The sequence below is a fragment of the Burkholderia diffusa genome, assembly GCF_902499115.1.
Lineage (GTDB): Bacteria > Pseudomonadota > Gammaproteobacteria > Burkholderiales > Burkholderiaceae > Burkholderia > Burkholderia diffusa.
This window is the reverse complement of sequence record NZ_CABVPN010000018.1, coordinates 13,500-40,472: the sequence shown is the minus strand read 5'-3', so window position 1 is coordinate 40,472 and position 26,973 is coordinate 13,500. Positions and strand designations below refer to the sequence as shown.

At 69.0% G+C, this 26,973-nt stretch carries 24 protein-coding genes, 1 tRNA gene and 1 pseudogene; 8 read left to right on the top strand and 18 right to left on the bottom strand.

Going from position 1 to position 26,973, the window contains the following annotated elements:
- Positions 1-30: 30 nt before the first annotated feature.
- Positions 31-1,245, bottom strand: a complete 1,215-nt coding sequence (locus BTE28158_RS19160; protein WP_151052018.1) for an amino acid aminotransferase — start codon at positions 1,243-1,245, stop codon at positions 31-33.
- Positions 1,246-1,436: 191 nt separating this feature from the next.
- Between BTE28158_RS19160 and BTE28158_RS19155 the strand changes: the two genes are divergently transcribed.
- Positions 1,437-1,919, top strand: coding sequence for an Lrp/AsnC family transcriptional regulator (locus tag BTE28158_RS19155; RefSeq protein ID WP_151052014.1), 483 nt, complete (start codon positions 1,437-1,439; stop codon positions 1,917-1,919).
- An 83-nt stretch (positions 1,920-2,002) separates the two neighbouring features.
- Positions 2,003-2,077, top strand: a tRNA-Val gene (locus tag BTE28158_RS19150).
- Positions 2,078-2,237: 160 nt separating this feature from the next.
- Here the strand turns inward: BTE28158_RS19150 and BTE28158_RS19145 are convergent.
- From BTE28158_RS19145 to hutH, 10 genes are all read right to left on the bottom strand, one after another.
- Positions 2,238-3,632, bottom strand: a complete 1,395-nt coding sequence (locus tag BTE28158_RS19145) for an aspartate aminotransferase family protein (RefSeq protein WP_174920019.1) — start codon at positions 3,630-3,632, stop codon at positions 2,238-2,240.
- A 28-nt stretch (positions 3,633-3,660) separates the two neighbouring features.
- Positions 3,661-4,998 (bottom strand): glutamine synthetase family protein, encoded by a 1,338-nt coding sequence (locus tag BTE28158_RS19140; RefSeq protein ID WP_059599064.1) that lies wholly within the window; start codon positions 4,996-4,998, stop codon positions 3,661-3,663.
- Between the two features lie 12 nt (positions 4,999-5,010).
- A complete protein-coding gene (locus tag BTE28158_RS19135) occupies positions 5,011-5,817 on the bottom strand; it encodes a gamma-glutamyl-gamma-aminobutyrate hydrolase family protein (RefSeq protein WP_151051517.1) in 807 nt (268 codons plus the stop codon).
- Between the two features lie 724 nt (positions 5,818-6,541).
- The gene (gene hutG / locus BTE28158_RS19130; RefSeq protein WP_059678634.1) at positions 6,542-7,339 is read right to left on the bottom strand and encodes an N-formylglutamate deformylase; all 798 of its coding nucleotides are present in this window, start codon (positions 7,337-7,339) and stop codon (positions 6,542-6,544) included.
- Positions 7,340-7,399: 60 nt separating this feature from the next.
- Positions 7,400-8,776, bottom strand: a complete 1,377-nt coding sequence (locus BTE28158_RS19125) for a formimidoylglutamate deiminase (RefSeq protein ID WP_151051515.1) — start codon at positions 8,774-8,776, stop codon at positions 7,400-7,402.
- Positions 8,777-8,799: 23 nt separating this feature from the next.
- Positions 8,800-10,023, bottom strand: coding sequence for an imidazolonepropionase (gene hutI, locus BTE28158_RS19120; RefSeq protein ID WP_124629727.1), 1,224 nt, complete (start codon positions 10,021-10,023; stop codon positions 8,800-8,802).
- 4 nt (positions 10,024-10,027) lie between these two features.
- Complete coding sequence (locus tag BTE28158_RS19115; RefSeq protein ID WP_151051513.1) at positions 10,028-10,639, bottom strand: HutD/Ves family protein; 612 nt, start codon at positions 10,637-10,639, stop codon at positions 10,028-10,030.
- A 2-nt stretch (positions 10,640-10,641) separates the two neighbouring features.
- Complete coding sequence (gene hutU, locus BTE28158_RS19110; protein ID WP_059599061.1) at positions 10,642-12,330, bottom strand: urocanate hydratase; 1,689 nt, start codon at positions 12,328-12,330, stop codon at positions 10,642-10,644.
- 39 nt (positions 12,331-12,369) lie between these two features.
- Entirely contained in the window at positions 12,370-13,065 is a 696-nt protein-coding gene (hutC, locus tag BTE28158_RS19105) for a histidine utilization transcriptional repressor HutC (protein WP_059599060.1), read from the bottom strand.
- A gap of 4 nt (positions 13,066-13,069) precedes the next feature.
- Positions 13,070-14,593, bottom strand: coding sequence for a histidine ammonia-lyase (gene hutH / locus BTE28158_RS19100; RefSeq protein ID WP_059599059.1), 1,524 nt, complete (start codon positions 14,591-14,593; stop codon positions 13,070-13,072).
- Between the two features lie 289 nt (positions 14,594-14,882).
- On the opposite strand from hutH, the pseudogene BTE28158_RS33190 reads away from it, so the two are divergent.
- Positions 14,883-14,984 (top strand): annotated as a pseudogene (locus tag BTE28158_RS33190) (amino acid ABC transporter substrate-binding protein); the annotation flags it as partial.
- 131 nt (positions 14,985-15,115) lie between these two features.
- Here BTE28158_RS33190 and BTE28158_RS19090 read toward each other — a convergent pair.
- Together BTE28158_RS19090 and BTE28158_RS19085 are read right to left on the bottom strand one after the other, a co-directional pair.
- Positions 15,116-15,814, bottom strand: a complete 699-nt coding sequence (locus tag BTE28158_RS19090; protein ID WP_174920038.1) for a 4'-phosphopantetheinyl transferase family protein — start codon at positions 15,812-15,814, stop codon at positions 15,116-15,118.
- Positions 15,815-15,999: 185 nt separating this feature from the next.
- Positions 16,000-17,043 carry an alpha/beta hydrolase family protein gene (locus BTE28158_RS19085; protein ID WP_151052388.1) on the bottom strand — a complete coding sequence of 348 codons (1,044 nt, stop codon included), beginning with the start codon at positions 17,041-17,043 and terminating at the stop codon, positions 16,000-16,002.
- Between the two features lie 119 nt (positions 17,044-17,162).
- Here BTE28158_RS19085 and BTE28158_RS19080 point away from each other — a divergent pair, with 119 nt between their 5' ends.
- The 3 genes from BTE28158_RS19080 (at position 17,163) to BTE28158_RS32805 (ending at position 19,745) form a co-directional block, all read left to right on the top strand.
- Entirely contained in the window at positions 17,163-18,104 is a 942-nt protein-coding gene (locus tag BTE28158_RS19080; protein WP_151052386.1) for a LysR substrate-binding domain-containing protein, read from the top strand.
- A 295-nt stretch (positions 18,105-18,399) separates the two neighbouring features.
- Positions 18,400-19,632: an MFS transporter gene (locus BTE28158_RS19075; protein ID WP_239007310.1), complete on the top strand. Its 1,233-nt coding sequence runs from the start codon at positions 18,400-18,402 to the stop codon at positions 19,630-19,632.
- Positions 19,623-19,745 carry a hypothetical protein gene (locus tag BTE28158_RS32805; RefSeq protein WP_264160566.1) on the top strand — a complete coding sequence of 41 codons (123 nt, stop codon included), beginning with the start codon at positions 19,623-19,625 and terminating at the stop codon, positions 19,743-19,745. Before BTE28158_RS19075 ends, BTE28158_RS32805 begins: the two co-directional genes overlap by 10 nt.
- Before the next feature lie 50 nt (positions 19,746-19,795).
- Here the strand turns inward: BTE28158_RS32805 and BTE28158_RS19070 are convergent, their stop codons facing one another.
- Positions 19,796-21,274, bottom strand: coding sequence for a cryptochrome/photolyase family protein (locus BTE28158_RS19070; RefSeq protein WP_174920016.1), 1,479 nt, complete (start codon positions 21,272-21,274; stop codon positions 19,796-19,798).
- A 370-nt stretch (positions 21,275-21,644) separates the two neighbouring features.
- On the opposite strand from BTE28158_RS19070, the gene BTE28158_RS19065 reads away from it, so the two are divergent.
- Both BTE28158_RS19065 and BTE28158_RS19060 read left to right on the top strand, forming a co-directional pair.
- Positions 21,645-22,124, top strand: coding sequence for an SRPBCC domain-containing protein (locus tag BTE28158_RS19065; RefSeq protein WP_151050685.1), 480 nt, complete (start codon positions 21,645-21,647; stop codon positions 22,122-22,124).
- Between the two features lie 13 nt (positions 22,125-22,137).
- A complete protein-coding gene (locus tag BTE28158_RS19060) occupies positions 22,138-22,590 on the top strand; it encodes a nuclear transport factor 2 family protein (RefSeq protein ID WP_151050687.1) in 453 nt (150 codons plus the stop codon).
- A 59-nt stretch (positions 22,591-22,649) separates the two neighbouring features.
- On the opposite strand, the gene BTE28158_RS19055 is transcribed toward BTE28158_RS19060, so the two are convergent.
- From BTE28158_RS19055 to BTE28158_RS19040, 4 genes are read right to left on the bottom strand one after another with little or no spacing between them, the layout of a single operon-like run.
- Positions 22,650-23,639 carry an acetyltransferase gene (locus BTE28158_RS19055; protein WP_239007309.1) on the bottom strand — a complete coding sequence of 330 codons (990 nt, stop codon included), beginning with the start codon at positions 23,637-23,639 and terminating at the stop codon, positions 22,650-22,652.
- A gap of 14 nt (positions 23,640-23,653) precedes the next feature.
- Entirely contained in the window at positions 23,654-24,445 is a 792-nt protein-coding gene (locus BTE28158_RS19050) for an SDR family oxidoreductase (RefSeq protein WP_151050689.1), read from the bottom strand.
- A 40-nt stretch (positions 24,446-24,485) separates the two neighbouring features.
- On the bottom strand, positions 24,486-25,679 hold the full coding sequence (locus tag BTE28158_RS19045) for a sulfotransferase family protein (protein WP_151050691.1): 1,194 nt from the start codon (positions 25,677-25,679) through the stop codon (positions 24,486-24,488).
- Positions 25,676-26,785: a DUF1214 domain-containing protein gene (locus BTE28158_RS19040; RefSeq protein WP_151050693.1), complete on the bottom strand. Its 1,110-nt coding sequence runs from the start codon at positions 26,783-26,785 to the stop codon at positions 25,676-25,678. Before BTE28158_RS19040 ends, BTE28158_RS19045 begins: the two co-directional genes overlap by 4 nt.
- Between the last annotated feature and the right edge of the window lie 188 nt (positions 26,786-26,973).

The following is a 26,973-nucleotide window of genomic DNA, read 5'->3' as shown; positions in this document are numbered from 1 at the left end:
CGTGTCCTCCTTCGGTTCGGGATCGGCCGCTCAAGCGGCCTGGCGCGACGTGCCGCCGAGCACGTCGGCGATCGCGTTCGCGACGTGGTCGACGTTCGCGTCGTTCAGGCCCGCGATGCACATGCGGCCCGAGCGCAGCAAGTAGACGCCGTGTGACGCGCGCAGCCGGTCCACGTCGCTCGCGGCGATGCCCGTGTAGCTGAACATGCCGCGCTGCGTGACGAGCGCATCGAACGCGGGCGCCGGCAGGCGCGCGTCGAGCCGCGCCTTCAGCGCGCCGCGCATCCGCTTGATGCGCGTGCGCACCTGGGCCACCTCGTCTTCCCAGCACGCACGCAGGACGTCGTCGTTCAGCACGACCGACACGAGCTGCGCGCCGAACAGCGGCGGGCTCGAATAGGTGCGGCGCACGCCGGCCTGCAACTGGCTCAGCACCGTCGCCGCTTCGTCCGCGCTCGCGCAGACGATCGACAGCCCCCCGACGCGCTCGCCGTACAGCGAGAAGTTCTTCGAGAACGAGTTGCTGACGATCGCCGGCAGTCCCGCCTCGACGATCGCGCGCACGGCCCATGCGTCGTCGTCGAGCCCGTCGCCGAAGCCCTGGTACGCCATGTCGAGGAACGGAATCAGTCCGCGGCGCGCGAGCACATCGATCACCCCGTTCCACGCGTCGCGGCCGAGATCGAGGCCCGTCGGGTTGTGGCAGCACGGCTGCAGCAGCACGATGCTGCGCGCGGGCAGCGCGTCGAGCGCCGCGAGCATCGCGTCGACGCGCAGGTCGTTGCGCGCTGCGTCGTAATACGGATACGTGTGCACGTCGAGGCCGGCCGCCGCGAAGATCACGCGATGGTTGTCCCACGTCGGATCGCTGACCCAGATCGCGCTGTCGGGGAAATAGCGCTTCACGAATTCCGCGCCGAGCCGCAGCGCGCCCGAGCCGCCGAGCGTCTGCAGCGTCGCGACGCGCCCTTGCGCGAGCGCCGCGCAGTCGGCGCCGAACACGAGGTGCTGCACGCCCTGCCGATACGCGGCAAGCCCTTCCATCGGCAGGTAGGTATGCGGCGCACCAGCTTCGCGCACGCGCTCGGCCGCGAGACGCGTGCTCTCCAGCACGGGGATGCGGCCCGCGTCGTCGTAGTAGAGACCGATGCTGAGGTTGACCTTGTGCGGATGGGCATCCTGCTGGAACGCCTGGAACAGCGACAGGATCGGGTCGCCCGGATAGGCGGGAATGTGTTCGTACATGACGCAATGACGGTAGGAGTTGAAGGCGGCGATACGGCCGGCGGCGTGACAGCGCGTCAGGCCGTGCGGTCGAGGCATGGGGCGCATGTTATCGAGGACGAAATAGAATGAGCTTCACTTTTCGATGACGAATCGCCGCCTTTTCAGTAGAGTCTGCGCTTGTCATCTCAAAAGTTACGGGATTCTGCGAAATGAATCTGGATCGAACCGACATGCGGATCCTGCGGCATCTCGAGCGGGACGGACGCATCAGCAATCAGGACCTCGCGAACGCGGTCGCGCTGTCGCCGTCGGCGTGCCTGCGGCGCGTGAAGTTGCTCGAGGAACGCGGCGTCATTTCGGGCTACCGCTGCACGATCGAGCCGAAGAAGGTCGGCGTCGCATTCGAGGCGCTCGTGCATGTGTCGATGCGGCCGGACGTACCCGAATGGCACGACCGGTTCGTGGAGGCGATCCAGGAGTGGCCGGAAGTCATCGCCGCGCAGATCGTGACGGGCGGCTCGAACTACGTGCTGACGGTTCGGACGCGCGACCTCGACCACTACTCCGACTTCGTGATCAACCGCCTGCACCGCGCGACAGGTGTGATGTCGATCAATTCGAGCATCGTGCTCGCGACACTCAAGCGCGACGGCTCGATCCTCGATCTCGTCGAGCCGTCGACGGCCGGCTGACGAACTGTTTGCACCGGCCTGAAAAATATTTGAAGAAAGTGCTTTACGAACCCGAAAAGCTCTGACATAATTTCAGCTTCTTTGGGCGGTTAGCTCAGCGGTAGAGCACTGCCTTCACACGGCAGGGGTCACTGGTTCGATCCCAGTACCGCCCACCAAAGAATTCAAGGGCCTGCGTCTCACGACGCAGGCCCTTTTCGTTTTGCGCCCGCCTTTCTGCTGCGGCGCGCCTCCCCTGCACGCTTCCTTGCGCTCGCGAACAAGTTCGACGGGCAGCGACGCTTCGGCCACATGCAATCGAAGCGTCGCGACGACTGACTACCCTGCCCGCCTCACCCGCTGCGCCGTCGCATCGAACGCGCGCTTCGCCTTGTCGACGATTTCGTCGACCTCCGCCTCCCGGATCACGAGCGGCGGCGACAGCAGCATCCGGTCGCCGGTCGCACGCATGATCAGATTGCCGTTGAAGCAGAAGTCCCGGCAGATCGTGCCGACGTCGACGCTGGCGTCGAACCGCTCGCGCCGCTCACGATCGCGCGCGAGCTGGACACCCGCGACCAGCCCCACCCCCGCGATCTCGCCGACGATCGGATGATCGCCGAGCGCTTCCCGCAGCCGACGCTGGAAATACGGCCCGATGTCACGCTTGACGCGCTCGACGATCCCTTCGTCGCGCAGCAGCTTCAGGTTCGCGACCGCCACCGCCGCCGCGACCGGATGGCCCGAGTACGTGAGGCCGTGATTGAATTCGCCGTTGTCGATGATCGGGCGCGCGATGCGTTCGTGGATGCCCACCGCGCCCATCGGCACGTAACCCGACGTCAGGCCCTTGGCCATCGTGATCAGGTCCGGCTCGAAGCCGAAGTGCTGATGCGCGAACCATTCGCCGGTGCGGCCGAAGCCGCCGATCACTTCGTCGGCGACGAGCAGGATGTCGTACTTGCGGCAGATCCGCTGGATTTCCGGCCAGTACGTCGACGGCGGGAAGATCACGCCGCCCGCGCCCTGGAACGGCTCGCCGATGAACGCCGCGACGTTCTCCGCGCCGAGTTCGAGGATCTTCGCCTCGAGCTGCTGCGCGCGTGCGAGGCCGAATGCCTCGGGCGTCTCGCCGGCCTGCGCTTCGCCGAAGAAATACGGCTGGTCGATGTGCACGATGTGCTCGACCTTCGACGGCATCTGCTCGTGCATGTAGCCCATCCCGCCGAGCGTGCCGCCCGCGATCGTCGAGCCGTGGTAGCCGTTCTTGCGCGAGATCACGTATTTCTTCTGCGGCTTGCCCTGCACGCGCCAGTACTGATGCACGAGGCGCAGCACGGTGTCGTTGCCTTCCGAGCCGCTGTTGCAATAGAAGAAGTGGTTGAAACCAGCGGGCGTCACTTCCGCGAGCATCGCGGAAAGCTCGATCACCGGCGGGTGCGTCGTCTTGAAGAACGTGTTGTAGAACGGCAGTTCCTGGAGCTGGCGATACGCGGCGTCGGCGAGTTCCTTGCGGCCGTAGCCGACGTTGACGCACCAGAGGCCGGCCATCCCGTCGATGACCTTGTTGCCGTCCGAGTCCCACAGATAGACGCCGTCGGCCTTCACGATCACGCGGCTGCCCGCGCGGTTGAGTGCGCCCATGTCCGAGAACGGGTGGATGTGGTGCGCGGCGTCGAGCGCGCGGTATTCGGCGGTCGAGGGTGCGGCGACGGCTTCGCTGCGTTCTGTCATGTTGCCTCCGCTGGTCGATGCCGCACGCTCACACGTGCAGCAGGAGATGACGGCGTTCCCACGAACTGATCACGCGGAAGAACGCTTCGTATTCGGTTTCCTTCAGCGCCAGGTACGCCTTCACGAACTTGTTGCCGAGAATGTCGGCAAGCGGCGTGCACGCGGCCATCAGCGAGATGCCCTCCTCGAGATTGCGGGGCAGCTGGTACGGCAGGTCGTAGCCGTCGGACGCGATCGGTTCGGTCGGCGCGAGCTGCTGCGTGAGACCGAGATACCCGGCCGCGAGCGTCGCCGCGAATGCGAGGTACGGGTTGCAGTCGACGCCCGGAATCCGGTTTTCGATGCGCCGCGCGACCGGCGTCGACTGCGGGATGCGGAAGCCGACCGTGCGATTGTCGTAGCCCCACTGCACGTTGATCGGCGCGGCCATGAAGCGCGACAGTCGGCGGTACGAGTTGATGTACGGCGCGAAGATCGGCATCAGCGCGGGCGTGTACTTCTGCAGCCCCGCGAGATAGCTGTGGAACATCGGCGATACGACGCCGCCCTCGTCGGCGAACAGGTTGTGGCCGGTGCGCGCATCGGCAAGGCTCTGGTGGATATGCATCGCGGAGCCCGGCTCGCCCTCCATCGGCTTGGCCATGAACGTCGCGTACATGTTGTGGCGCAACGCCGCCTCGCGCACCGTGCGCTTGAACAGGAACACCTGGTCGGCGAGCGACAGCGCGTCGCCGTGCACGAAGTTGATCTCCATCTGCGCGGCGCCGACTTCGTGGATCAGCGTCTCGATGTCGAGGCCCTGCATCTCGCAGTATTCGTAGATGTCCTCGAACAGCGGATCGAACTCGTTGACCGCCTCGATCGAATACGACTGACGGCCCGTCTCCGCGCGGCCCGTGCGCCCGACCGGCGGCCGCAACGGCAGGTCCGGGTCGGCGTTCATGTCGACCAGATAGAACTCCAGTTCGGGCGCGACGACGGGCTTCCAGCCTTTCGCCTTGTACAGGTCGAGCACGCGGCGCAGCACGTAGCGCGGCGAGATCTCGACGGGCGAGCCGTCGAAATGCACGCAGTCGTGAATCACCTGCGCGGTCGGATCGACGGCCCACGGAATCAGGCAGATGGTCGACGGATCGGGTACGCACACCATGTCGGGATCGGTCACGCCGGTCAGCGACCCGTCTTCCGGATAGTCGCCCGTGACGGTCTGCACCATCACCGCCTGCGGCAGGCGCATCGACTCGCCGGACTCGAACTTGTTGCGCGGAATGATCTTGCCGCGCGCGATGCCGGCCATGTCGGGAATGATCGCCTCGACTTCGGTGATGCGGTGCTGACGCAGGAATTCGCTCAGTTCGGGTTGCATGATCGGCCTCGTTCAGTCGATGTCGGATGCGGCCGGCGACGGCACGGTGCCGCCGGCCGCGTGCATGCGGTGTGTCATGCGCGCGCGGCACGCCGCGCCGAATGCCGCGAAGATGTCGCGCGCCAGCGGCTGTTCCGCGAAGCGCCATTCGGGATGCCACTGCACGCCGAGCGCGAACGCGCGCGCGCCGCGCACGCTGACGGCCTCGATCAGCCCGTCGGGCGCGCTCGCTTCAACCGCGAGCCCCGCACCGAGCCGAGCGATGCCCTGGTCGTGCAGCGAATTGACCATCGCGTCGCGCGCGCCGCGCGCGACCCGTTGCAACAGGCCGCCCGGCGCGAGCTGCACGCGGTGCGCGGGGCCGTACTGCCGTTCGAGCGGATCGCCGTCGCGCTCGCGATGATCGTGGAAGCCCGCGCTCGCATGCAGCCGCTGATGCAGCGTGCCGCCATACGCGACGTTCAGCTCCTGCATACCGCGGCAGATTGCGAGCACGGGCACGCCCGCGTCGATCGCCGCGCGGATCAGCGGCAGCGCGGTTGCATCGCGCGAAGGATCGTGCAGCGTGTCGGGCGGGCTCGCCGGGCCACCGTAGTGATGCGGCTCGACGTTCGAATAGCTGCCGGTCAGCAGCAGCCCGTCGATGGACGCGACGATCGCGTCGACCGGCTGGCGCGTGCCGAGCGCGGGCAGCACGAAGGCGAGCGCGCCGGCACCGTCGACCAGCGCGACGAGATACTTCTCGCCGGCCGTATGGTTCGGATGGGCGCCGCGCATCACGCGGTCGGCGGTGACGGCTACGAGCGGGCGCGGTCGCATGATCGCCTCCACGATGAAAATGCGACGCGTGCATGGGCGCGAGACGATGGCAACGCGCGGTCGCGCCGCACGCGCCCAAGCGCGATCCTGCCGCGCGAACGGCGCGGCAACGGACGGTGCGACCCGATGCGAAGGCGGAAACGGACGCTAGGGCAACAATGAAGCGCTGCCGTCGCACTGCACCGCGCTGAAGACGCGCGCGGTCACGAGATTGAAGCGGCGCAGGCTGCAATGGGACACAGCGAAGAGACGAGGCTCGCGTATGAGGGCGGCGCGCGTGCCGCGATCAGCATGCCGGATCGGCCCGGCCTGAGGCGACGCGCCCGCCGACGGACTTCGGGTCCGGCATATCGAAGGGCTGGCGGCTTTCACGATCGTACTCGACTGACTGATGAAGACAGGACACGTGTCGCGATGAAGCGGAGGCGGCAATGCCGCGCGGCGACACGTCGGCAAGTGTTTCGCAGCGGATTCCGGCGCGGTGCGGCGCTGATCGACGCGGTCGCGGCCGGCGCGCGTGACGACTTCCTGACATTCAGCTTATATCACCTAAAAATTGCGTCAAATTTTCAGGTATCGATCCCGACATCGATCAGACGAAAAAAACGGCATCGACCGGCCGGGTCGATGCCGTTTTGTGCGCTGCGTCGGCGCGTGCGGTGTTCGCTGGCAGGCCGCGGCGCGCGGTAGCGCCGCGCCGCCGCACGCAACGCGGGCCGGCGGCTCAGCGATGCGCGAGCGCGGTTTCGACGAGCGTCTGCAGCAGCGGCACGATCCGCGCGGCGCGCGCTTCGTCGTACGCATACGGACGCGTCTCCTCCATGTAGGTGATCTGCGACAGCTCGAGCTGCACGGCTTCGACGCCGGTGGCGGGCACGCCGTAGTGACGCGTGATGTAGCCGCCCTTGAAACGCCCGTTCGCGACGGCCGTATAGCCGCCGTGAGCGCTCACGCACGCCGCCAGCGCCTCGGCGAGGCCGGGCGCGGCGCTCGCGCCATTCGACGTGCCGAAGTTGAAGTCCGGCAGGCGGCCTTCGAAGAAGCGCGGCACATGCGAGCGGATCGAATGCGCTTCCCACACGAGCACGCGGCCGTGCTCGCGCTTCAGGCGCGCGATCTCGCCCTGCAGTGCGTCGTGATACGGGCGCCAGTAGCGGTCGCGACGGCGCATGATCTCGTCGTTGCCGGGCAGCGCGTTCGCCGGATACAGCGGCGCCTTGTCGAACGTGTCGACCGGCACGAGCCCGGTCGTGTCCTGCCCCGGGTACAGGTTCTCGTTGTCGGGCGGACGGTTCAGGTCGACGACGTAACGCGCGTGCGACGGCACGAGGATCGACGCGCCGAGCGTCGCCGCGAACCCGTACAGCCGCTCGAGGTGCCAGTCGCAATCGTCGACGAAGCGCGCGTCGGGCGTCATCGTCGCGGCGATGTCGTCGGGAATGTGGGTGCCTGCGTGCGGAATCGAGATCAGCAGCGGCAGCGTGCCCTGCTTCAGCGTGAAAACAGCCGGTTGTTCAGTCATGTCGCATCACCGTAAGAGTCTGCCGGCGCACGCTCGCGGCGCGCGCCGGGTGCCGCGCGTTCAGCGCAGCAGTTGCGCCAGCGCGGCGCGGTAGTCGGCATACGCGACGGCTTCGTCGCGATGGCGGCGGCCACTTACGACGCGTTCACCGCCGGTGTAGACGTCGAGCACGGGCGTCTCGCCGTGCTCGGCGAACACCGCGCCCGACAGCCACGACGCGCTGCCGTGTTCGGCGATCGCCGGATGATCGGGATCGAGCACGAGCCAGTCGGCGCGGCAGCCTTCACGCAGCGCGCCGATGCGCCGCCCGCTGGCCTGCGCGCCGCCCGCGAGCGACGCGTCGAACAGCCGGTCGGCGACATGCGCCTGCGTGTCGCTCGCGAGCACGTTGCGCGCGCGATGCACGAGCCGCTGCCCGTATTCGAGCAGGCGCAGTTCCGAGCGCCAGTCGACCGACGCATGGCTGTCCGAGCCGACGCCGATCACGCCGCCCTGCGCGAGATAGTCGACGGCCGGGAACACGCCGTCGCCAAGGTTCGCCTCGGTGGTCAGGCACAGGCCGGCCACCGCATGACGCTTCGCGAGCGCGGCCGTTTCGGCCGCATCGACGTGCGTCGCGTGCACGAGGCACCAGCGCGCATCGACATCGAAGCGATCGAGCAGCCATTGCACGGGACGCGCGCCGTAAGCGCGCACGCAATCGTCGACTTCGGCCGTCTGTTCGGCGATATGGATATGCACGGGCGCATCGTCGGGCAGGCCGTCGAGCAGCACGCGCAATCCGCTCTCGGACACCGCGCGCAGCGAGTGCGGCGCGACGCCGTAGCGCAGCCCGCCGTGCTCGGGCGCGACGCGGCGCATCGCGTCGAGCAGTTCGAGCAGCCCGTCCGGCGTGTTGATGAAGCGGCGCTGGTCGTCGCGCGCCGGCTTGTTGCCGAACCCGGCGAACTGGTACGACACGGGCAGCATCGTGATGCCGATGCCGGCCGAGCCGGCCGCGTCGATCACGCGCGTGCCGAGTTCCGCGATCTGCGGATAGCGCGAGCCGTCCTGCGCATGATGCACGTAGTGGAATTCGCACACCGACGTATAGCCGCATTTCAGCATCTCGACGTACAGCCAGCGCGCGATCGCTGCGAGCGCGTCGGGCGTGATCTTCAGCGCGAAGCGGTACATCAGGTCGCGCCAGCTCCAGAAGCTGTCGGCGGGATTCGCGCGGTATTCGGTGAGACCCGCCATCGCGCGCTGGAACGCATGCGAATGCAGGTTCGGCATGCCGGGCAGCACGGGCCCTGCCGCGCGGGCGACGCCGGCCGGCGCGTCGGCATCGGGCGTCACGTCGGTCAGCGTGCCGGCCGCGTCCCAGCGCAGCAGCACGTTGCGGCGCCAGCCATCGGGCAGCCAGGCATGGTCCGCGAACAGCGTCATTTCGGTCATCGTGAGTCTCGTCTGTTGCAAGGCTAGCCGTTCATCCGGCGAAACACGGTCGTACCGCCGCGCACGACCTGCTCGCACAGCGGCCGGCCGATCCAGTACGCGAGCTCCGACAGCGAGCCGACCGACCAGGCCGCGAAATCGGCCTGGCGACCGATCTCGAGCGCGCCGTGACGATCCGCGCGGCCGAGTGCCGCGGCCGCATGGCGCGTGACGCCCTGCAGCACCTCGGGCACCGTCATGCGGAACAGCGTGCAGCCCATGTTCATCGTCAGCAGCAACGATTCGAGCGGCGATGTGCCGGGGTTGTGATCGGTCGCGAGCGCGATCGGCACGCCATGCTTGCGCAGCAGCGCGATCGGCGGCAATTGCGTTTCGCGAATGAAGTAATACGCGCCGGGCAACAGCACGGCGACCGTGCCGGCCGCCTTCATCGCCTCGATGCCGGCTTCGTCGAGAAATTCGAGGTGATCGGCGGACAGCGCGCGATAACGCGCGGCGAGCGCGGTACCACCCGCGTTCGACAACTGCTCCGCGTGCAGCTTCACCGGCAGGCCGCGCCGCGTCGCGGCCTCGAACACGCGCTCGGTCTGCGCGAGCGAGAAGCCGATGCGCTCGCAGAACACGTCGACGGCGTCGACGAGGCCTTCGTCGGCGAGTGCCGGCAGCATCCGTCCACACACTTCGTCGATGTATTCATCCGGGCGGCCCGCGTATTCCGGCGGCAGCGCGTGCGCGCCGAGGAACGTGGTGTAGACCGTGACCGGAAAGCGCTCGCCGAGCTGGCGCGCGACGCGCAGCATCTTGCGCTCGCTCGCGAGGTCGAGCCCGTAGCCCGACTTGATCTCGATCGCGGTCACGCCTTCGGCGAGCAGCGGCTGCAGGCGTGCGGCCGCCTGCACGAACAGCGTCGTCTCGTCGGCCGCGCGCGTCGCGCGCACCGTCGACACGATCCCGCCACCCTGCTGCGCGATCTCCTCGTAGCTGACGCCGGCGAGACGCTGCGCGAATTCGTCGGCGCGCGTGCCGCCGTACACGAGGTGCGTATGGCAGTCGACGAGGCCCGGCGTCACCCACGCGCCGTGCAGGTCTTCCCGCTGCCAGTGCGCATAACCGTGCGGCAGCGCGGAAAACGCGCCGAGCCACACGATCGTGCCGGTTTCGTCGACGGCGATCGCCGCGTCGTCGATCGTTTCGTCGGGATGGCCGTGCGGACACAGCCTCAGGTGATGCCAGACAATCGGTTTCATGCGTTCAGTCTCGTTCGCCGACGGCGAGCGACACGGCGAGCAGCGCGCCGCCTCCGCTCACGACGACGTCAAACGCACGCTGCGGCCCGTCGAGCCGCAGCGTGTCCATTTCCTGCAGTGCGTAGTGCGCGCCGTCGATCTCGATGCCGACCGCGCCGGTCGCGCAGAACAGCAGCACGGTATCGGCGCGCTCGACGCGGTGCGTGCCTTCGGGCCACACGTCGACCGTCCCGCGCGCGGCCGAACGGCGCGTCATCAGGTTGAAGTCGCGCGTCGCGCCGTCGTGCAGCGTCGCGTCGATCGCCGTTTCGCCGGCAAAATCCGCGCGGGCGAGCGGCGCGTCGAGCACGTGAAGTGCGCCGCCCGCTTCCGCGAGCGTCATGCCCGCGCCGGACAGCAACACGAGCGTGCGGTCGACGCCGTCGAAACGCGAGAACGGCCCGGCCGCGCCGACGTCCGCGACGCTCACGCGCCAGGCGAACGCGTCGAGCGCGGCGCCCGGCGGGAACGCACCGATTTCGCGCGTCACGCCGCCGCCGTTCTTCCACGGCGACGCAACGAGATCCGCCGCGCGGATCATCGTTGCGTGCACCGGCGCCTGGTCGAGCGCCGTCATGCTCAACGGCCGAGCATCGGCAGCTTCAGGCCGGCTTCGCGGGCCGTCTGCTGCGCGAGTTCGTAGCCGGCATCCGCATGACGCATCACGCCCGTCGCCGGATCGTTCAGCAGCACGCGACCGAGACGCTCGTGCGCGTCAGCCGTGCCGTCGGCGACGATCACGACGCCCGAGTGCTGCGAGAAGCCCATCCCGACGCCGCCGCCGTGATGCAGCGACACCCACGATGCGCCGCCGGCGGTGTTCAGCAGTGCGTTCAGCAGCGGCCAGTCGCTCACGGCGTCCGAGCCGTCCTTCATCGATTCCGTCTCGCGGTTCGGGCTCGCGACCGAACCGGTGTCGAGGTGGTCGCGGCCGATCACGATCGGGGCCTTCAGTTCGCCGTTCTTCACCATCTCGTTGAACGCCTGGCCGAGGCGATAGCGATCCTTCACGCCGACCCAGCAGATCCGTGCGGGCAGGCCCTGGAACGCGATGCGCTCGCGTGCCATGTCGAGCCAGTTGTGCAGGTGCGGATCGTCGGGGATCAGCTCCTTCACCTTCTGGTCGGTCTTGTAGATGTCTTCCGGATCGCCCGACAGCGCGACCCAGCGGAACGGGCCCTTGCCTTCGCAGAACAGCGGGCGGATATAGGCCGGCACGAAGCCCGGGAAGTCGAACGCGTTCTCGACACCCATTTCCAGCGCCATCTGGCGGATGTTGTTGCCGTAGTCGAGCGTGGCCGCGCCGCGCTCCTGCAGCGTCAGCATCGCGCGCACCTGCACTGCCATCGACTGCTTCGCCGGATGGACGATGCCTTCCGGATCGACCTTCTGCGTCTCGCGCCATTGCGCGACGCTCCAGCCTTGCGGCAGGTAGCCGTTGATCGGGTCGTGCGCGCTCGTCTGGTCGGTCACGCAGTCCGGCGTGATGCCGCGCTCGACGCACTCCGTGAACACGTCGGCCGCGTTGCCGAGCAGGCCGATCGACACCGGCTTGCCGGTGCGCTTCGCTTCCTCGATCATGCCGAGCGCCTCGTCGAGCGTCGTCGCCTTCTTGTCGACGTAGCGCGTCTTCAGGCGGAAGTCGATGCGCGTCTCGTCGCACTCGACCGCGATCATCGAGAAGCCGGCCATCGTCGCCGCCAGCGGCTGCGCGCCGCCCATGCCGCCGAGACCGCCCGTCAGGATCCAGCGGCCCGACGGGTCGCCGTTGAAATGCTGGTTCGCGACCGAGAAGAACGTTTCATAGGTGCCCTGCACGATGCCCTGGCTGCCGATATAGATCCAGCTGCCGGCCGTCATCTGGCCGTACATCATCAGGCCCTTGCGGTCGAGCTCGTTGAAGTGCTCCCAGGTCGCCCAGTGCGGCACCAGGTTCGAGTTCGCGAGCAGCACGCGCGGCGCATCCTTGTGCGTGCGGAACACGCCGACCGGCTTGCCCGATTGCACGAGCAGCGTCTCGTCTTCGCCGAGATCCTTCAGCGACGCGAGGATCTGGTCGAAGCATTCCCAGTTGCGCGCCGCGCGGCCGATGCCGCCGTACACGACGAGCGCGTGCGGATGCTCGGCGACTTCCGGATCCAGGTTGTTCTGGATCATCCGGTAAGCCGCTTCGGCCAGCCAGGTCTTGCAGACCTTCTCGCTGCCGCGCGGCGCGCGGATCGTACGCGTCGGATCGAGACGGGGATCGATGTGTTTCGGATGGTTCATGACGACTGCTCCCGAGGGAAAGTGAATATCAAATAGGAATCAGAAATGCCCGGTGAAGCGATAACGGCTGCCGGGGTGCCACAGATTCGCCACCGAGGCGACGACGCCCTGCGACCAGGTGCGCCTATGTAAAACGAGACACGGCTCGACGTCGTCCATTCGCAGCTGCTCGCGCCGCTCGGGCGCCGGGGCCGCCGCTTCGATCCGGTACTCGACGCGCTGCAGCGGGGCCGCGCGCATCAGGTACAGGTTCGGCGTCGTGTTCGTGAAATCCTGCTCGGCATAATCCGGCGCGACCGCCGGATTCACCCACCGTTCTTCGAGCTGGACGGGTTCGTCATTCTCGAAGTGCAACACCTGCGAATAAAACAGCTTCGCGCGCACGGTCATCTGCATCTCGTCGGCGAGCGCCTCGTCGGCGCGGATCGTCTCGAGGCCGAGCACGCTGGCGCGGTACGCATGCCCGCGCGCGTCGACCTCCTCCGAGATGCTGCGAATCGCGACGAGCGTCGACTCGTACTTCGGCCGCGCGACGTAGGTGCCGGCGCCCTTCATGCGCGTGAGCACCTGCTCGGCCGTCAACTCGCGCAACGCGCGGTTGACGGTCATGCGCGCGACCTTGAACTCGCGGGCCAGTTCGTTCTCGGAGGGCACCTGGTCGCCCTCCGCCCACTCGCCGGCGTGAATGCGGCCCAGGATGAAATCCTTGATCTCCTGGTAGACCGGCGCGCTCATGGGCTTACTGTTCCGATGCGAACGAGAACGGCGCGATCTTCGCGAATGCGCGCTCGTCGACGAGCTTCGCGACCGCTGCGATGTCCGGTGCGAAGTAGTGGTCGAGCTCGTAGTGCGCAACCTTGCCGCGGATCGTTTCCATCACGGGCGCGAGCTTCGGGCTCGTGTGGTACGGCGCGCGCAGGTCGACGCCTTGAGCGGCGGCCAGCAGTTCGATCGCGAGGATGTGCTTCGTGTTTTCCGCGATGTCGGCGAGCTTGCGCGCGGCGAACGTCGCCATCGACACGTGGTCTTCCTGGTTTGCCGAGGTCGGCAGCGAGTCGACCGACGCCGGGTGCGCGAGCGTCTTGTTTTCCGATGCCAGGGCGGCTGCCGTCACGTGGGCGATCATGAAGCCCGAGTTCACGCCGCCGTCCTTCACGAGGAACGGGGGCAGGCCCGACAGCGTCGCGTCGATCAGCAGTGCGATGCGGCGCTCGGCCAGCGCGCCGATTTCCGATGCGGCGAGCGCCAGGTTGTCGGCCGCGAATGCGACGGGTTCGGCGTGGAAGTTGCCGCCCGACAGCACTTCGCCGGTATCCGGGAAGATCAGCGGGTTGTCCGACACGGCGTTCGCTTCGACCAGCAGCACGTCGGCCGCGTGGCGCATCTGGTCCAGGCACGCGCCCATCACCTGCGGCTGGCAGCGCAGGCTGTACGGATCCTGCACCTTGTCGCAGTCGCGGTGCGACTGGTTGATCGGCGAACCTTCGAGCAGGTCGCGGTACGACGCGGCCGCGTCGATCTGGCCTTGATGGCCGCGCAGTTCGTGGATGCGGGCATCGAACGGCTTCACCGAGCCGGCCGCCGCGTCGACCGACAGCGCACCCGCGACGAGCGCGGTGCGGTACAGGTCTTCGATCGCGAACATGTTGTCGAGCGCCAGCGCCGTCGAGGCTTGCGTGCCGTTCAGCAGCGCGAGGCCTTCCTTCGCCTGGAGCGTGAGCGGCGCGAGGCCCGCGACGCGCAGACCGTCGAGCGCGCTGGCGCGCTCGCCGCGGATGAACACTTCACCGACGCCGAGCAGCACGGCCGACATGTGCGCGAGCGGCGCGAGGTCGCCCGATGCGCCGACCGAGCCCTTCACCGGGATCAGCGGCAGCACGTCGGCGTTGAACAGCGTGATCAGCGCGTCCATCACCTCGCGGCGGATGCCCGAGTGGCCGCGGCCGAGGCTCGACAGCTTCAGCGCCATCAGCAGACGCACCGACGAGCGTGCCATCGGCTCGCCCACGCCGACCGCGTGCGACAGCACCAGGTTCTTCTGCAGCAGCTCGAGCTGGTCGTGCGGGATGTGTGTGCTGGCCAGGCGGCCGAAGCCCGTGTTGATGCCGTATGCCGGCTCGCCCTTTGCCGCGATGTCGGCGACGGCCTTCGCGCCTGCGTCGATCTTCGCGAAGCTCGCCGGGTCGAGCGTGAGCTGCACGGATTCGCGAGCGATCTTGCGCAGTTGCGGGAGGGTCAGGTGGCCGGGGGTCAACGTAATCATGTGATCAATCCTGTCTAGACAAGTTCGTGATGGATTGCAGTGTAGCCATCGCAACTTGTCTAGACAACCCCGTTTTTCACGATTTCGACTCGGGAGTTTCCCTGATATCCGGGGCGGCCCGCCGGAGTGGCCCGACAGCCCCGGCAATTAACATCCGTTGCAGTTTATTTTTCGTTGGCAACGTACGAATTGGCGCTTCCTCGCGATCCGTCCACGCAGACTTGCCATGACCATCCCGCCCCGGTTGACCGCCCTCCTCGGCCGCAGCCCGCTCACACGCACGAGCCCGGGCATCGGCGACTTCCCCGATCTCGCCGGCAAGACGGTCGTGACGAACCAGGGCACGACGTCCGAACGCGTGCTGCGAAAGATGAACGAGGAGAAGAAGATGACACGTGGTTCATGAAGCCGGTGCCGCCGAAAGCGCGCGCGTTCGACTGCCCGATGAGCGACGTGATCAGGGCGCGCTACGCGACGCCGAACGACGTGCCGCTCGAGTGAGCGTCGCGTGCTGAAACGGGTTCAACGCGTCCACGCGACGCACGCCGCGTAGCCGGGCGCCGCGTCGAGCCAGCCCGCATCGAACGCGGCCACGCCGGCGGCGGGCGCGGCCGGCTCGACGATCGTCGTCGCGGGTGTCGCCGCATCGCGCGGCGGCACGACCGCGAACTCGCGCAGCCCGCCGACGATGCCGGTGCCGAGCGCCTTCAGCAACGCCTCCTTCGCGGACCACACGCGCATGAACGCGTCGGCACGCGCGGCCAGCGGCAGGCCGTCGAGATACGCGGCCTCGGCGGTCGCGCACACTTCGCGCGTCAGCGCACGCCAGTCGGTCGAACGGTTGCAGCTTTCGATATCGACGCCGACACGTCCCGTCCCTGTCCATGCGATCAGCGCGTGATCGCCCGCATGCGACACGTTGAAATCGAGCGATGCGCGATGCGCGGGGTCGAGCGACGGCCGTCCCGATGCGTCGACGACGATCACGATGTCCTTTGCCGCCACGTCGAGCGCCGCGCCGAGCACGTCGCGCAGCGCGGCGCGCGTCGCGGCACTGCGCACCGCATCCTCGTGCCGCAGGTAGCGCCCGGCACGCGCGCGCTCGGCGTCGCTCAGTGCCGCATAGGCCGGCGACGCGAGCGGCACATGCCAGTCGAAATCGATGCGCGCGACCTGCACGCCGGCCCGCGACGCGGCTGGCGGCACGTCGAGCAGGTGCATGCGCCACGCGCGGGACGGGTCGGCGGGAATCCCGGAATCGGGCGGAATGTACGTCGGCACGGGGCAGCCAGTCGAATGAAACGTCCGATGTTAATCGATCGCGCGGCGCGGCCGCGATCGTCGGCAGTGGCGGCAGGCGCGGCCGCCGCATCGACGCGACGGCCTGGCCGCCCTCGCGTGCGCGATCACCCGTGCGCGACGGCACCCGGCATGCCGCTTCCCGCCAGCCGCGCACGCTGCGCCGGATGGCGCGCGTGGACGCGGCCCGGTGCGTCGGCCGGCAGCACGCCGTGTTGCAGCCAGTACAGCGCCACGGGCCACAACGTGTCGGTGAAGCGGCTGTGGAAGAACGCGAAGTGGCCGATCGCGTCGACGCCGATGTCGCGCGGCGCGATCCGCAGATGCGTGACGTCGCTGCCCGTGTAGTAGCCGACCAGTCGCTCGATCGCGTCGACCGTGCCGAACCCGTCGTCGTCGAGGCCGATCGCGAGCATCGGCGCCGGCAGCCGCGCGAAGCGGGCCGGCAGCGCGGCGCGGCTCGCCGCGGGTTCGGCGAGCGGGCCGTGTGTGTAGGCATCCTCGAAACGCGGCTGGGAACGCACCCACGACAGCGCGACGCCGCGCGGCGTATCCTCCATCCAGCCAAGCCGTTTCGCGGGCACGTAGCCGAACACGGCCGCAAGCGCCGGCATCGCGACGTGCCACTTCCACCACATGCGCCGCCGCTCTGCCGGCCGATAGTCATGCCAGTACGCATACTGCGCGCCGACGGTCACCGCATGACGCACGTACGCGTTCGACGCCGCGAGCCCGAGCACGCAGCCGCCGATGCTGTGCGCGACGACGTCGAGCGGCTGGCCGGGAAACGCGTCGCGCGCGTACTGCAGCGCGGCCTCGCAATCGAGCCGCCCCCAGTCGAGCCAGTTCGCGCGCAGCTTCGCGAGCCGCGCGGGGCGCGATCCGCCGATCCCGCGATAGTCGTAGACGAGTACGTCACGCCCCTGCGCGAACAGCCAGGCCGCGAAGCGGAAGTAATAGTCGCAGCGCACCGACGTCGCGCAATTGACGACCGTCACGGGCCGCGCGGCGCCGCCGCCGCGATGCCGCCACACGTAGCCGCGCAGCACGTAACCGTCGGCCGCGGTCAGCGTCACGGCCTGCGGCGGCAACGCGCCCGCCGCGCGCCCGGCCGCCTGATCCGCCCCGGCTGCTTCGTTCGAAATCGTCATCCTGTCTCCTGTGCGGCACCGCATCACGCCGCGCTCGCCCGATCGGCCAGCCTCCATTGAACTTGACGCGCCCGGCGTTCTCAACCAATCTTGCTGCTCCGTTCGCATGAGCCCTACGCATGTCAACGCCGCTCGTCCGTCTCCCGTCGCTCGACCTCGTGCGCGGCTTCGTCGCCGTCGGCCGCCGCATGAGCATCACGCTCGCCGCGCAGGACCTGTGCGTCACGCAGTCGGCGGTCAGCCGCCAGGTGCACGCGCTCGAGGCGCATCTCGGCGTCGCGCTGCTGCAGCGCGGCTATCGCAAGATCGCGTTCACGCCGGAAGGCGAGCGGCTGTTTCGCGCCGCCGACGCGGCGCTGCTCAGCCTGCAGGACACCGTCGCGTCGCTCGCCGCCGCGCGCGAGCGCCAGCCCGTCACGATCACCGCGAGCATCGGCGTCACCGCGCTGTGGCTGCTGCCGCGGCTCGGGCGCCTGCAGGCGCGCCTGCCCGACGTCGACTTGCGCGTGGCCGCGAACGACAAGGTACTCGATTTGCGCACGGAAGGCATCGACCTCGGCATCCGCTACTGCCCGCGCGAGCGCGCGCCGGCCGGCGCGCTGCACCTGTTCGACGAGGTCGTCGTGCCGGTCGCGCACCCGGCGCTGGCCACGCGGCCCGTCACCGACGCGGCCGCGATCGCCGACCACGTGCTGCTCGAATTCGACGGGCCGCCGCAAACGCAACTGCAGTGGCGTGCGCACCTGCACGCGGCCGGACTCGGCGACGCGCGCCCGAAGGGCGTGCTGCGCTTCAACCAGTACGACCAGGTGATCCACGCCGCGATCGCCGGCCAGGGCGTCGCGCTCGGGCGGCTCGCGCTCGTCGCGCCGATGCTCGCGGACGGCCGGCTCGCGGTGCTTGGCCCGCACTCGCAGGCGTTGTCGGATACGTACGGCTACTGGCTGTTCCGGCACGATCCCGCACCGCGCCGCGAAGTCGCCGCCGTGCGCGACTGGATTCTCGCGGAAGCGGCCGAATGCGACGCGGCGATGCGCGCGTACGACGTGGCGCAACGGTAAGCCGCGAGCGAGTTGCCTCATCGAGCCGATGCCGGCGCGGCGTTGCGCACGGAATGCGCGCAGCCGCGGGCGATGCACTGACGCCCCGACTACGCTGCATCGGCCACGCATCACGCTGGCTGCATGCGTCGCAGCGGCGCCACGCATCCGGCCCCCGGCATCGCGTCCGAACCCCGCCTCACATTCCCCACGCGCATGCGAACGCGACCGAATGATCGCTTGAGCGCGCGGCGACCGGATCGTCTAATCGAATCCAACGCGGCGCCGCGCCGCACGCATTCATCCGGAGACCCGCATGACCCCGATCGAACAAGACACCCGGCGCCGCTGGCTGCCGGTGCTCGCGGGCGGCCTGATCATGGGCGCCGCGCTCGGCATCCGCCACGTGCAGGGGCTGTTCCTCGCCCCCGTCACGCTCGACCACGGCTGGTCGCGCGAAGCGTTCGGCCTCGCGCTCGCGCTGCAGAACCTGATCTGGGGCATCGCGCAGCCGTTCACCGGCATGATCGCCGACCGCTTCGGGTCGGTGCGCGTGATCGTCGCCGGCATGCTGCTGTATGCGGCCGGGCTCGTCACGATGGCGTTTGCCGCGTCGGCCGGCGTGTTCACGGTCGGCACCGGGCTCGTGATCGGCATCGCGCTGTCGGGGTCGGCCTTCGCGTCGATCTACGGCGCGCTGAGCCGGCTGTTTCCGCCGGACCGGCGCGGCTGGGCGCTCGGTGTCGCCGGCGCGATCGGCGGGCTCGGCCAGTTCTGCATGGTGCCGGTCGCGCAGGTGCTGATCGGCGACATCGGCTGGCAACGTGCGTTCGTCGCGCTCGCGCTCGTCGCCGGGCTGCTCGCACCGCTCGCCGTGCTGGTGCGCGACCGGGCCGCGCAAGCCGCGAGTCGCGCGGACGGCCCCGACCAGTCCATCGGCGCGGCGGTGCGCGAAGCGTTCGCGCATCGCGGCTTCTGGCTGCTGAACGCGGGGTTCTTCGCGTGCGGGTTCCAGCTCGCGTTCATCGCGACCCACCTGCCCGCCTACCTCCTCGATCACGGCCTGCCGGCGCGCCATGCCAGCGTCGCGCTCGCGCTGATCGCGTTGACCAACGTGGCCGGCACCTACGCATGCGGCCATCTCGGCGGCCTGCTGCGGCGCAAGTATGTGCTGTCCGTGCTGTATCTCGTCCGCGCGCTGGCGATGGCCGCGTTCGTCGCGGCGCCGTTGTCGCCCGCGAGCGTCTACGTGTTCGCGGCCGTGATGGGCTTCACGTGGCTCGGCACCGTGCCGCTGACCAACGGCGTGATCTCGCAGGTGTTCGGCGTGCGCTACATCGCGACGCTGTTCGGCTTCGTCTTCTTCGGGCACCAGCTCGGCAGCTTCTTCGGTGTATGGCTCGGCGCGCTCGTATACGACGCGACGCATTCGTATCTGCCGCTGTGGATCGGCTCGATCGCGCTCGGCGTGCTGGCCGCGCTGCTGCACCTGCCGATCGACGACGCACGCATCGCGCGCCCGGTGCCGGGCAAGGCCGCGTGGGCATGATGCGCGCGGCGCTGGCCGTCGGCGTGCTCGCGTTCGTCGCGTGGTGCGGCGCGGCGTACTTCAATTCGGGCGTCGCGCTTGCGCTGCTCGAGCACGCGGCATTCTGCAACTGACATGGCAAGCCGCACCGCGCGCACGGAGCGTCGGCTGCGCCCCGCGACGCCTAGTGCCGCTTCGGCAACGTGGCCAGCGCATCGAGCGCACGCCGCCGCGCGCCGTCGTGATCGACGATCGGCGCCGGATAGTCGTTGCCGAGCCGCACGCCGGCCGCCGCGAGTTCCACCGGCGACGCCTCCCACGGCGCATGGATCGTCGCGGCGTCGAGGCCCGCGAGTTCCGGCACCCAGCGGCGCACGTATGCGCCCTGCGGATCGAATTTCCGGCCCTGCGTCACCGGATTGAAGATGCGGAAATACGGCGCGGCGTCGGCGCCGCAGCCCGCGACCCATTGCCAGTTCGCCGGATTGTTCGCGACGTCCGCGTCGACGAGCGTGTCGTAAAACCAGCGCTCGCCGGCCCGCCAGTCGATCAACAGATGCTTGACAAGAAACGACGCGACGACCATTCGCACACGGTTGTGCATCCAGCCGGTCGCCCACAGCTCGCGCATCCCCGCATCGACGAGCGGATAGCCGGTCAGCCCGCGCTGCCAGGCGCGCAGCGCGGCGGGATCGTCGCGCCACGGCATCGCGTCGAACTGCGCGCGGAAGTTGTCGGTCGCGAGCGCCGGGAAGTGATACAGCAGCACGTGGCTGAATTCGCGCCAGCCGAGCTCGCTCAGGAATTTCTCGGCGCCGGCCGAGCAGGCCGTGCCGCCCGCCTGTGCGGCACCCTGCACCGCATGCCACACCTGGCGCGGCGACACGTTGCCGAAGCGCAGGAACGGCGACAGCCGGCTCGTCGCCGACCGGTCGGGCCGGTCGCGCGTATCGGCATAGCCGGCCAGCGACTCGACTGAAAACGCGTCGAGCCGCGCATGCGCGCCGGCCTCGTCGGGTGTCGGCCACGCGTCGCGCAGGCCGCCCGCCCAGTCCGGCGCACTCGGACGCAATGCGAGCGCGTCGAGCGCCAGCGCACGTTCGCGCACGCCGGCCGGCCACGGGTGAAACGCGATCCGTTCGGGTTCCGGCAGCGGCACCGCCACCGTGCGATCTCGCCGCACCGCGCGCCAGTATGCGGTGAACACCTGGAATGGCGTGCCGGCGCCTGTCAGCACCTCCCACGGTTCGTTCAGCAGGCTGCCGTTGCTGCTCTCGACCTCAATGCCGCGCGCCTTCAGCGACGCCTTCAACGCCGCATCGGCATCGCGCTGCGGCAGCGCATAGCGGCGGTTCCAGTACACGGCCGCAGCGCCCGTGTCGTGCACGACGCGTTCGATCTCGCGCGGCGCGTCACCGCGCAGCAGCAGCAGGCGGCCGCCATGACGCACGAGCGCCGCGTCGAGTCCGGCGAGCGCCCCGTGCAGCCACCAGCGCGCCGCGCCGCCGAGCGCGCGCCCTGCGCCTTCGCCCGTGTCGTCGACGTACACGCACACGAGCGGCCGGCCCGACGCGACCGCGCGCGTCAGCGCGGGCTGGTCGGTCACGCGCAGATCGTCGCGGAACCACACGACGGCAGGAGCAACGGACGACTTCGCTGGCACGGGCACCTCGATCGGGAAACGAAAAAGTGACCGGTATTGTCGCGGCACGGACGCGCGATGTCGATGTCCGGCACACGTGCGGCGCCCGCCAACGCGTCGCGTACCGACGACGCCACCCGGCCGGATCGCGCGCCCGGTGAAACGCCTTAGTCCATTCCGACGATTCTTCACCTGCCGCACCGGCCTACGCTCGATGTCGGGTTCAACGCGATGCGCGGCACGCACCGGCCGCCGGTCGGCCACGCGCATCGCGCGACGCATCCGTCAGGTCCGCCGCCGCGCGCGCGGACCGTTCCGGCCGTCGCGGCGCGCACCCGCCCGGGCGCGCCCGCGGTCTCGCCCTCATCGTCAATCTCACCCGATACCCGCTATGACCAAACCAGCCAATCTCGTCACCTCGATCACCGTCGCGATCGACGCCCCCGCTTCCGTCGTCTGGGAAGTGCTGACCGACTTCCCGCGCTACGGCGAATGGAACACGTTCTGCGTCGGCCTCGAAACGACCGGCCGAATCGGCGACTTCGTGTACATGCAGGTGCGCATTCCGGGCACGGAGACGGTCATTCCCGTCAACGAAATCCTCGTCGCGTGCGAGCCCGAGCGTCTGCTGTCGTGGGAGCAGCGCCCGATCGACGACAACAAGGACGCCGCGCGCCGCGACCAGTACGTCGAAGCCGACGGCGCCGAACGATGCCGTTACCTCACGACCGACCAGTTTCTCGGCATCAACGCGGAAACGATCATGCGCGAGCACGGCGGCTGGGTGAAACAGGGATTCGACCAGTGCGCGCGCGACGTGAAGCGGCGCGCGGAAGCGCTGCATGCGTCCCGCCGGCGTGAAAGCGCGTGACGGAGAACGCCCGATGCCCGATCTGCAGGCCCTCTCCGATCATCACGACATCCGCGAGCTGATCGTCGCGTACTCGAGCGCGATCGATGCGCGCGACTTCGACGCGCTCGATGCGGTGTTCACGCGCGACGCGACGATCGACTATCGCGCGATGGGCGGCATCGCCGGCATCTATCCGGACGTCAAGGCGTGGCTGCGCACCGTGCTGCCGCGGTTCCCGCAATACCAGCACATGGTCGGCAACCTGTCGATCACGCTCGACGGCGACACCGCGCGCGGCCGCACGATCTGCTTCAATCCGATGGAAGTCGCGCTGCCGGACGGCGGCACGCAGGTGATGTTCCTCGGGCTGTGGTACGTCGACCGGTTCGTGCGCACCGCGCAGGGTTGGCGCATCGCGCAGCGCGTCGAGGAGCGCTGCTACGGCCACAACGTGCCGGCCGTGCTCGCGCACGCGACCGGCTGATGCGGCACGGCGCGCGCCGTGACAACGTTGCACGGCGCGCGCGTCGCGGGCGCCCGGTTTCAGTCGAGACGGAAGGCCGCCTCGAAACGTTCGGCGAACGCGTCGAACTCGGTTTCCGGCAGATGGTTGATGCCGCCCGCGCGCTTGCGCCCGCCGCCGGTCGGGAAACCGCGGCAGAATTCGTCGGCGCCGAGCGGCCGGCCGTCGGGCACGCGCACGCTGACGACAAGCCCGCCCTGCGCACGCGGCGACAGCACCGCGAGCGCCGCATGCGGCGCATTGCGCATCCGCTCGTTCGCGAGCATCCCCGTCGCGCGCCGCGCCCACGGATGATCCGGCATCCTGATCAGCGTCGCGCCCGGCACGTCGCGCAGCGGCGCGAGCGCGCATGCCCGCGCCATATCGTCGCGATAGCCGTCGCGCAGCGCGGCGAACACCGGCGTGTCGCGCACGAAGTCGAGCGGATCCGCGCACGGCAGCATCGCATCGGCGAGCACCGCCGGATCGAAATGCAGATCGTCGACGCAATCGCCGTAGGCGTTGTAGTTCAGGTAGAGCCCGAGCTCGGCGAGCGTGCCGCGTTCAGCCTCGTCGAGCCCGTATTCGCGCGCGAGCGCGTCGCCGAGCGCCGGCAGTTCGTCGCCGAACGCCGCGACGATTGCCCAGCGCACGTGGCGGCCGCCGAGATGGCGGTTCACGAGCGCGCTCGTGCAGACGTCGGCGGCCGTGTCGATATACGCGTCGAAACGCGGATCGCCCGGCAGCTCGCCCGCGAAGTGATGGTCGAAGTAGCGAATCGCCGCGCCTGCGCACAGCAGCCGCGCGCAGGCGTCACGGTTCTGGTCGTGCGACACGTCGAGCACGGTCACGCGGTCGCCGGCCCGCGCGTCGATTCGCTCGAGCAGCCTGATGTCGCGCTTCACGCCGGTCACGAGCGTGCCGCGTCCGCCCTCCGCGAGCCGCAGTTGCTGCAGCGCACACAGGCCGTCCGCATCACCGTTGAACGCGAAGAAATGTCGTCCCCGGTGGGGTTGCCGTTCCCGCATCATCCGTCGCTCCGTCCTCATGGCATGAAGTCGCCGCCGTTCGCGTCCAGCGTCGCGCCGGTCACCGCGTTCGCGTAATCCGACGCGAGGAACAGCGCCGCGCGCGCGCAGTCGTCGTCGGTCGGCAGCTTCGCGAGCGCGATGTTCGACGCGATCGGCGCGATGATCTCCTCCTCCGTCATTCCATACTCGGCTGCCGCCTGCCGGAAATACGTCTGCGTCGGCACGCCCCACATCCAGCCCATGTGGATGCTGTTCGCGCGGATCCCGTGCACGCCGAGCTCGCGTGCCAGGTATTTTGCCGCAACCGCGAGCGCGCCCTTCGATACAGCGTAGCCCGATTCCCCTGCAAACGGCTTGCGGGTGGCCTGCGTGTTGATCATCACGATCGCGCCGCGCTTCTGCCGCTTCATGTGCGGGACGATTTCCTGCGTGAGCGTCATCGTGCCGAACACGTTGGTGTCGAACACCGCGCGCCAGCCGTCGAGATCGGCTTCCTCGACCGCCTCCGGAAACGTGCCGTGCACGAACGCGCTGTTCACGAGCGCGTCGATCCGGCCGAAGCGCTCGACCGCCTGATTCGCGAGCTGCCGGCACTGCGCGCGATCGGCGATGTCGGTTTGCACCTTCAGAACGTCGCATGCGACGCCGAGTGCGCTGATCCGCGCCTGCGCGTCGTCGAGTTTTTCCATCGTGCGTGCCGCGACGACCACGCCGCGCGCGCCCTCGCGTGCCGCCTCGACGGCGAGCTTCACACCGAGCCCCGGCCCGATTCCGGAAATCACGACGATCTTGTCCTTCAGCAACATGGGTTGTCTCCTGGTTATCGTTGGTTTCGCGGGCGCGCCGTCAGCCGGCCGGCCGCAGGTGCCGCGCGCGATACGCGGCGAAGTCGTGCGCCAGTTGCGCATCGGTGAAGCCGAAGCGCGCGATCGAGTAATCGTGCGCGGCGCGCTTGTCGCGGCCGTTGCGCGTCATCCAGTCCGTCATCGCCGCGCGCTGCCGTGCATCGAGCGGCATGCCGGCGAAGCGGTACACGGCTTCTGCAACGCCGAGCGGATTCGACACGGTGTCCTCGAAACGCACGTCGAGAAACCGCTCGGCCGGCAACGCGTCGCGCGCCGTCATCGCCGCGCGGATCGCGCGGGCCATTCCCGCGTGCCACTGCGCGCCGACCGTGCGCGGATCCGGGTCGTCCGCGTACATCTGCCACAGCGTGTGCGCCATGCTCGCCATCGACGGAATCGTCTGCGCCGGTTCGCGGTGCGTGAGCACCACCTGCGCGTGCGGAAACACGCGGCACAGCACGTCGAGCGCATGCAGGTGCTGCGGCGTCTTCAGCAGCCAGCGCTCGGCCGGCGCGACGCCGCGCTGCATCTTCTGCCACTGCAGGAACTGCAGCATGCGCTTCAGGTACGTATAGACGGGCGTCAGGTCCTGCTGCTCGCGCCACGCCGTATAGCCCGGCACGTTCGCGTACGAATCCATCGCGCACACGAACGAGTGCTCCATCAGCATGAACTCCTCGTCGACGAGCATCGCGTCGAGCGGATGAATCGCGAGGATCTGCGGAATGCAGTCGATCATGGTCGCGACCTCTGCCTGCGCGCGCGCGATGCGCACGGTCGGCGCGTCGAGCGTCTCGCCGGCGAGCGGCGCCGGATAGCGCGTTTCCCACCACGCGGCCGAATGAAAGCGCGGGTCGACCGCGAGCAGCCGCTGCAGCAGCGTCGTGCCGGTGCGCGGCAGCCCGACGATCACGAGCGGATCGTCGATCTCGATATCGACGATCTCCGGATAACGCCGGCAGTAATCCTCGACGACGAGCCGATTCACGAGCTGGCCGACGAGCTTCTCGCGCATCATCTCCGCGCCGCGCGCGGACAGCTTCGCTTCATCGATCAGCGATGCGCACATCACGTCGAGCGCCTCGCGATACGGGCCGTCGCCGAACGCGGCAAGGCCGCCCGTGCGCGACACGGCTTCGGCGATCAACCCGTCGGCATCGAGCAGCGTGCGGATCCGGTCGAGCGGCGCGTTCATGCGGCCTCCTTCAGCGCGGCGAGCTTGACGACGCGCGTGCGCGGATGCATCGGCCGCGCGGCGCCGACCCAGCGCCAGCAGATCGTGCCGCTGCGATGTCCGGCCGTATCGAGCCAGTTCGCGTCGCCCGGCCGCGACGCGGCGACCACCACCGTCACGCCGCCGTCGGCATTCAGGCGCGCGCTGTGCTTGTTCACGCAGATGTCGAAGTGTCGGTAGTCGAGCGACTCCATCCAGTGGTTGTTGAGCTGCACGTTCCAGAAATCGCAGTCGGGCACCGTGTCGACGTCGATCACGAGCGCCTCGTCATCGGCCAGCGACCAGCACGAGTGGTAGTAGTAGATGTTCGGATCGCCGCCGACCGACTGGCACAGCGCCTGGTCCGCGGGCGGCAGCGCGTTGACGTGCGCCCCGTAGCTCCCGGCCCAGTCGGCGAACAGCTTCGACGTCCGCTCGACGAACTGCGCGGCGCGCATGAGGCCGCCCTGCAGCACGAGCGGGTCGAGCGGCGCCGGGCGGTCGTGCGCGCCGATGCGCTCGATCTTCAGTTGCGCGGGCGTCTCCGCGCGCCGGTCGAGGAAGGTCTGGCGCACCAGCAGCGCGTTCGTGCCCGGCTCCATGCGTACCCAGTTGCCCGCGCGCGGCGTCGCGCTCAGCACGATCTCGAAGCTGCCGTCCGGCGCGACCTCGAGTTGCTTCGCATCGAGAAACCCCGTCTGCAGCATCTTGCCGTCAGTTTCGTAGCCGCCCTTCTGCGTGCCGAAGCTCAGGTACGCGACCGTGCCGCGCCGCCCCGTCACGCGATATTCGCAGCGGCCGTCGAGGCGCGCGTACTGGTACAGGTTGTCGGGATTGTCGGCGCCGATCTTCGCGGTCTCGTGCGACGGCGAGAAGAAGCCGGGCCACGCGCCGTCCGCGAACTCGACGTGCATTTCGAGCGCGATGCGCATCAGCCGGCTCAGGTAGCGGAACCCTTCCGCGCGCGTGAGCGGATCGCCGGGCGCGTCGGCGCGCAGGATCTGCTGTCCGCTGCGCTTCAGGGTGTCGCAGAAATCGGCCCAGGTCTGGCCCGAAAGCAATTGCGTGGCACGTGTGTCGTCCGTCATGTGTCGTCTCCGCCGGTGGTCGAGCGCTCACCTTAAGCGAGCGCTCCACGCGCCACTTCGTCCGGGTGGACTAAGGAAAGATCCGCTGCGCCGCCGTGCCGGGCTGGCCTGTTCCGGCCGATAACGCACGCTCCCCCGAACAAGAAAATTCGTGGGGCTGGCGCAAGCCCGTTGTTGGCCGGAACAGG

Bases quoted from the DNA above. Each gene is read 5' to 3' on its own strand.
- BTE28158_RS19160 (WP_151052018.1), bottom strand. From the start codon at position 1,245: ATGTACGAACACATTCCCGCCTATCCGGGCGACCCGATCCTGTCGCTG.
- BTE28158_RS19155 (WP_151052014.1), top strand. From the start codon at position 1,437: ATGAATCTGGATCGAACCGACATGCGGATCCTGCGGCATCTCGAGCGG.
- BTE28158_RS19145 (WP_174920019.1), bottom strand. From the start codon at position 3,632: ATGACAGAACGCAGCGAAGCCGTCGCCGCACCCTCGACCGCCGAATAC.
- BTE28158_RS19140 (WP_059599064.1), bottom strand. From the start codon at position 4,998: ATGCAACCCGAACTGAGCGAATTCCTGCGTCAGCACCGCATCACCGAA.
- BTE28158_RS19135 (WP_151051517.1), bottom strand. From the start codon at position 5,817: ATGCGACCGCGCCCGCTCGTAGCCGTCACCGCCGACCGCGTGATGCGC.
- hutG (WP_059678634.1), bottom strand. From the start codon at position 7,339: ATGACTGAACAACCGGCTGTTTTCACGCTGAAGCAGGGCACGCTGCCG.
- BTE28158_RS19125 (WP_151051515.1), bottom strand. From the start codon at position 8,776: ATGACCGAAATGACGCTGTTCGCGGACCATGCCTGGCTGCCCGATGGC.
- hutI (WP_124629727.1), bottom strand. From the start codon at position 10,023: ATGAAACCGATTGTCTGGCATCACCTGAGGCTGTGTCCGCACGGCCAT.
- BTE28158_RS19115 (WP_151051513.1), bottom strand. From the start codon at position 10,639: ATGACGGCGCTCGACCAGGCGCCGGTGCACGCAACGATGATCCGCGCG.
- hutU (WP_059599061.1), bottom strand. From the start codon at position 12,330: ATGAACCATCCGAAACACATCGATCCCCGTCTCGATCCGACGCGTACG.
- hutC (WP_059599060.1), bottom strand. From the start codon at position 13,065: ATGAGCGCGCCGGTCTACCAGGAGATCAAGGATTTCATCCTGGGCCGC.
- hutH (WP_059599059.1), bottom strand. From the start codon at position 14,593: ATGATTACGTTGACCCCCGGCCACCTGACCCTCCCGCAACTGCGCAAG.
- BTE28158_RS19090 (WP_174920038.1), bottom strand. From the start codon at position 15,814: ATGCACCTGCTCGACGTGCCGCCAGCCGCGTCGCGGGCCGGCGTGCAG.
- BTE28158_RS19085 (WP_151052388.1), bottom strand. From the start codon at position 17,043: ATGACGATTTCGAACGAAGCAGCCGGGGCGGATCAGGCGGCCGGGCGC.
- BTE28158_RS19080 (WP_151052386.1), top strand. From the start codon at position 17,163: ATGTCAACGCCGCTCGTCCGTCTCCCGTCGCTCGACCTCGTGCGCGGC.
- BTE28158_RS19075 (WP_239007310.1), top strand. From the start codon at position 18,400: ATGACCCCGATCGAACAAGACACCCGGCGCCGCTGGCTGCCGGTGCTC.
- BTE28158_RS19065 (WP_151050685.1), top strand. From the start codon at position 21,645: ATGACCAAACCAGCCAATCTCGTCACCTCGATCACCGTCGCGATCGAC.
- BTE28158_RS19060 (WP_151050687.1), top strand. From the start codon at position 22,138: ATGCCCGATCTGCAGGCCCTCTCCGATCATCACGACATCCGCGAGCTG.
- BTE28158_RS19055 (WP_239007309.1), bottom strand. From the start codon at position 23,639: ATGATGCGGGAACGGCAACCCCACCGGGGACGACATTTCTTCGCGTTC.
- BTE28158_RS19050 (WP_151050689.1), bottom strand. From the start codon at position 24,445: ATGTTGCTGAAGGACAAGATCGTCGTGATTTCCGGAATCGGGCCGGGG.
- BTE28158_RS19045 (WP_151050691.1), bottom strand. From the start codon at position 25,679: ATGAACGCGCCGCTCGACCGGATCCGCACGCTGCTCGATGCCGACGGG.
- BTE28158_RS19040 (WP_151050693.1), bottom strand. From the start codon at position 26,785: ATGACGGACGACACACGTGCCACGCAATTGCTTTCGGGCCAGACCTGG.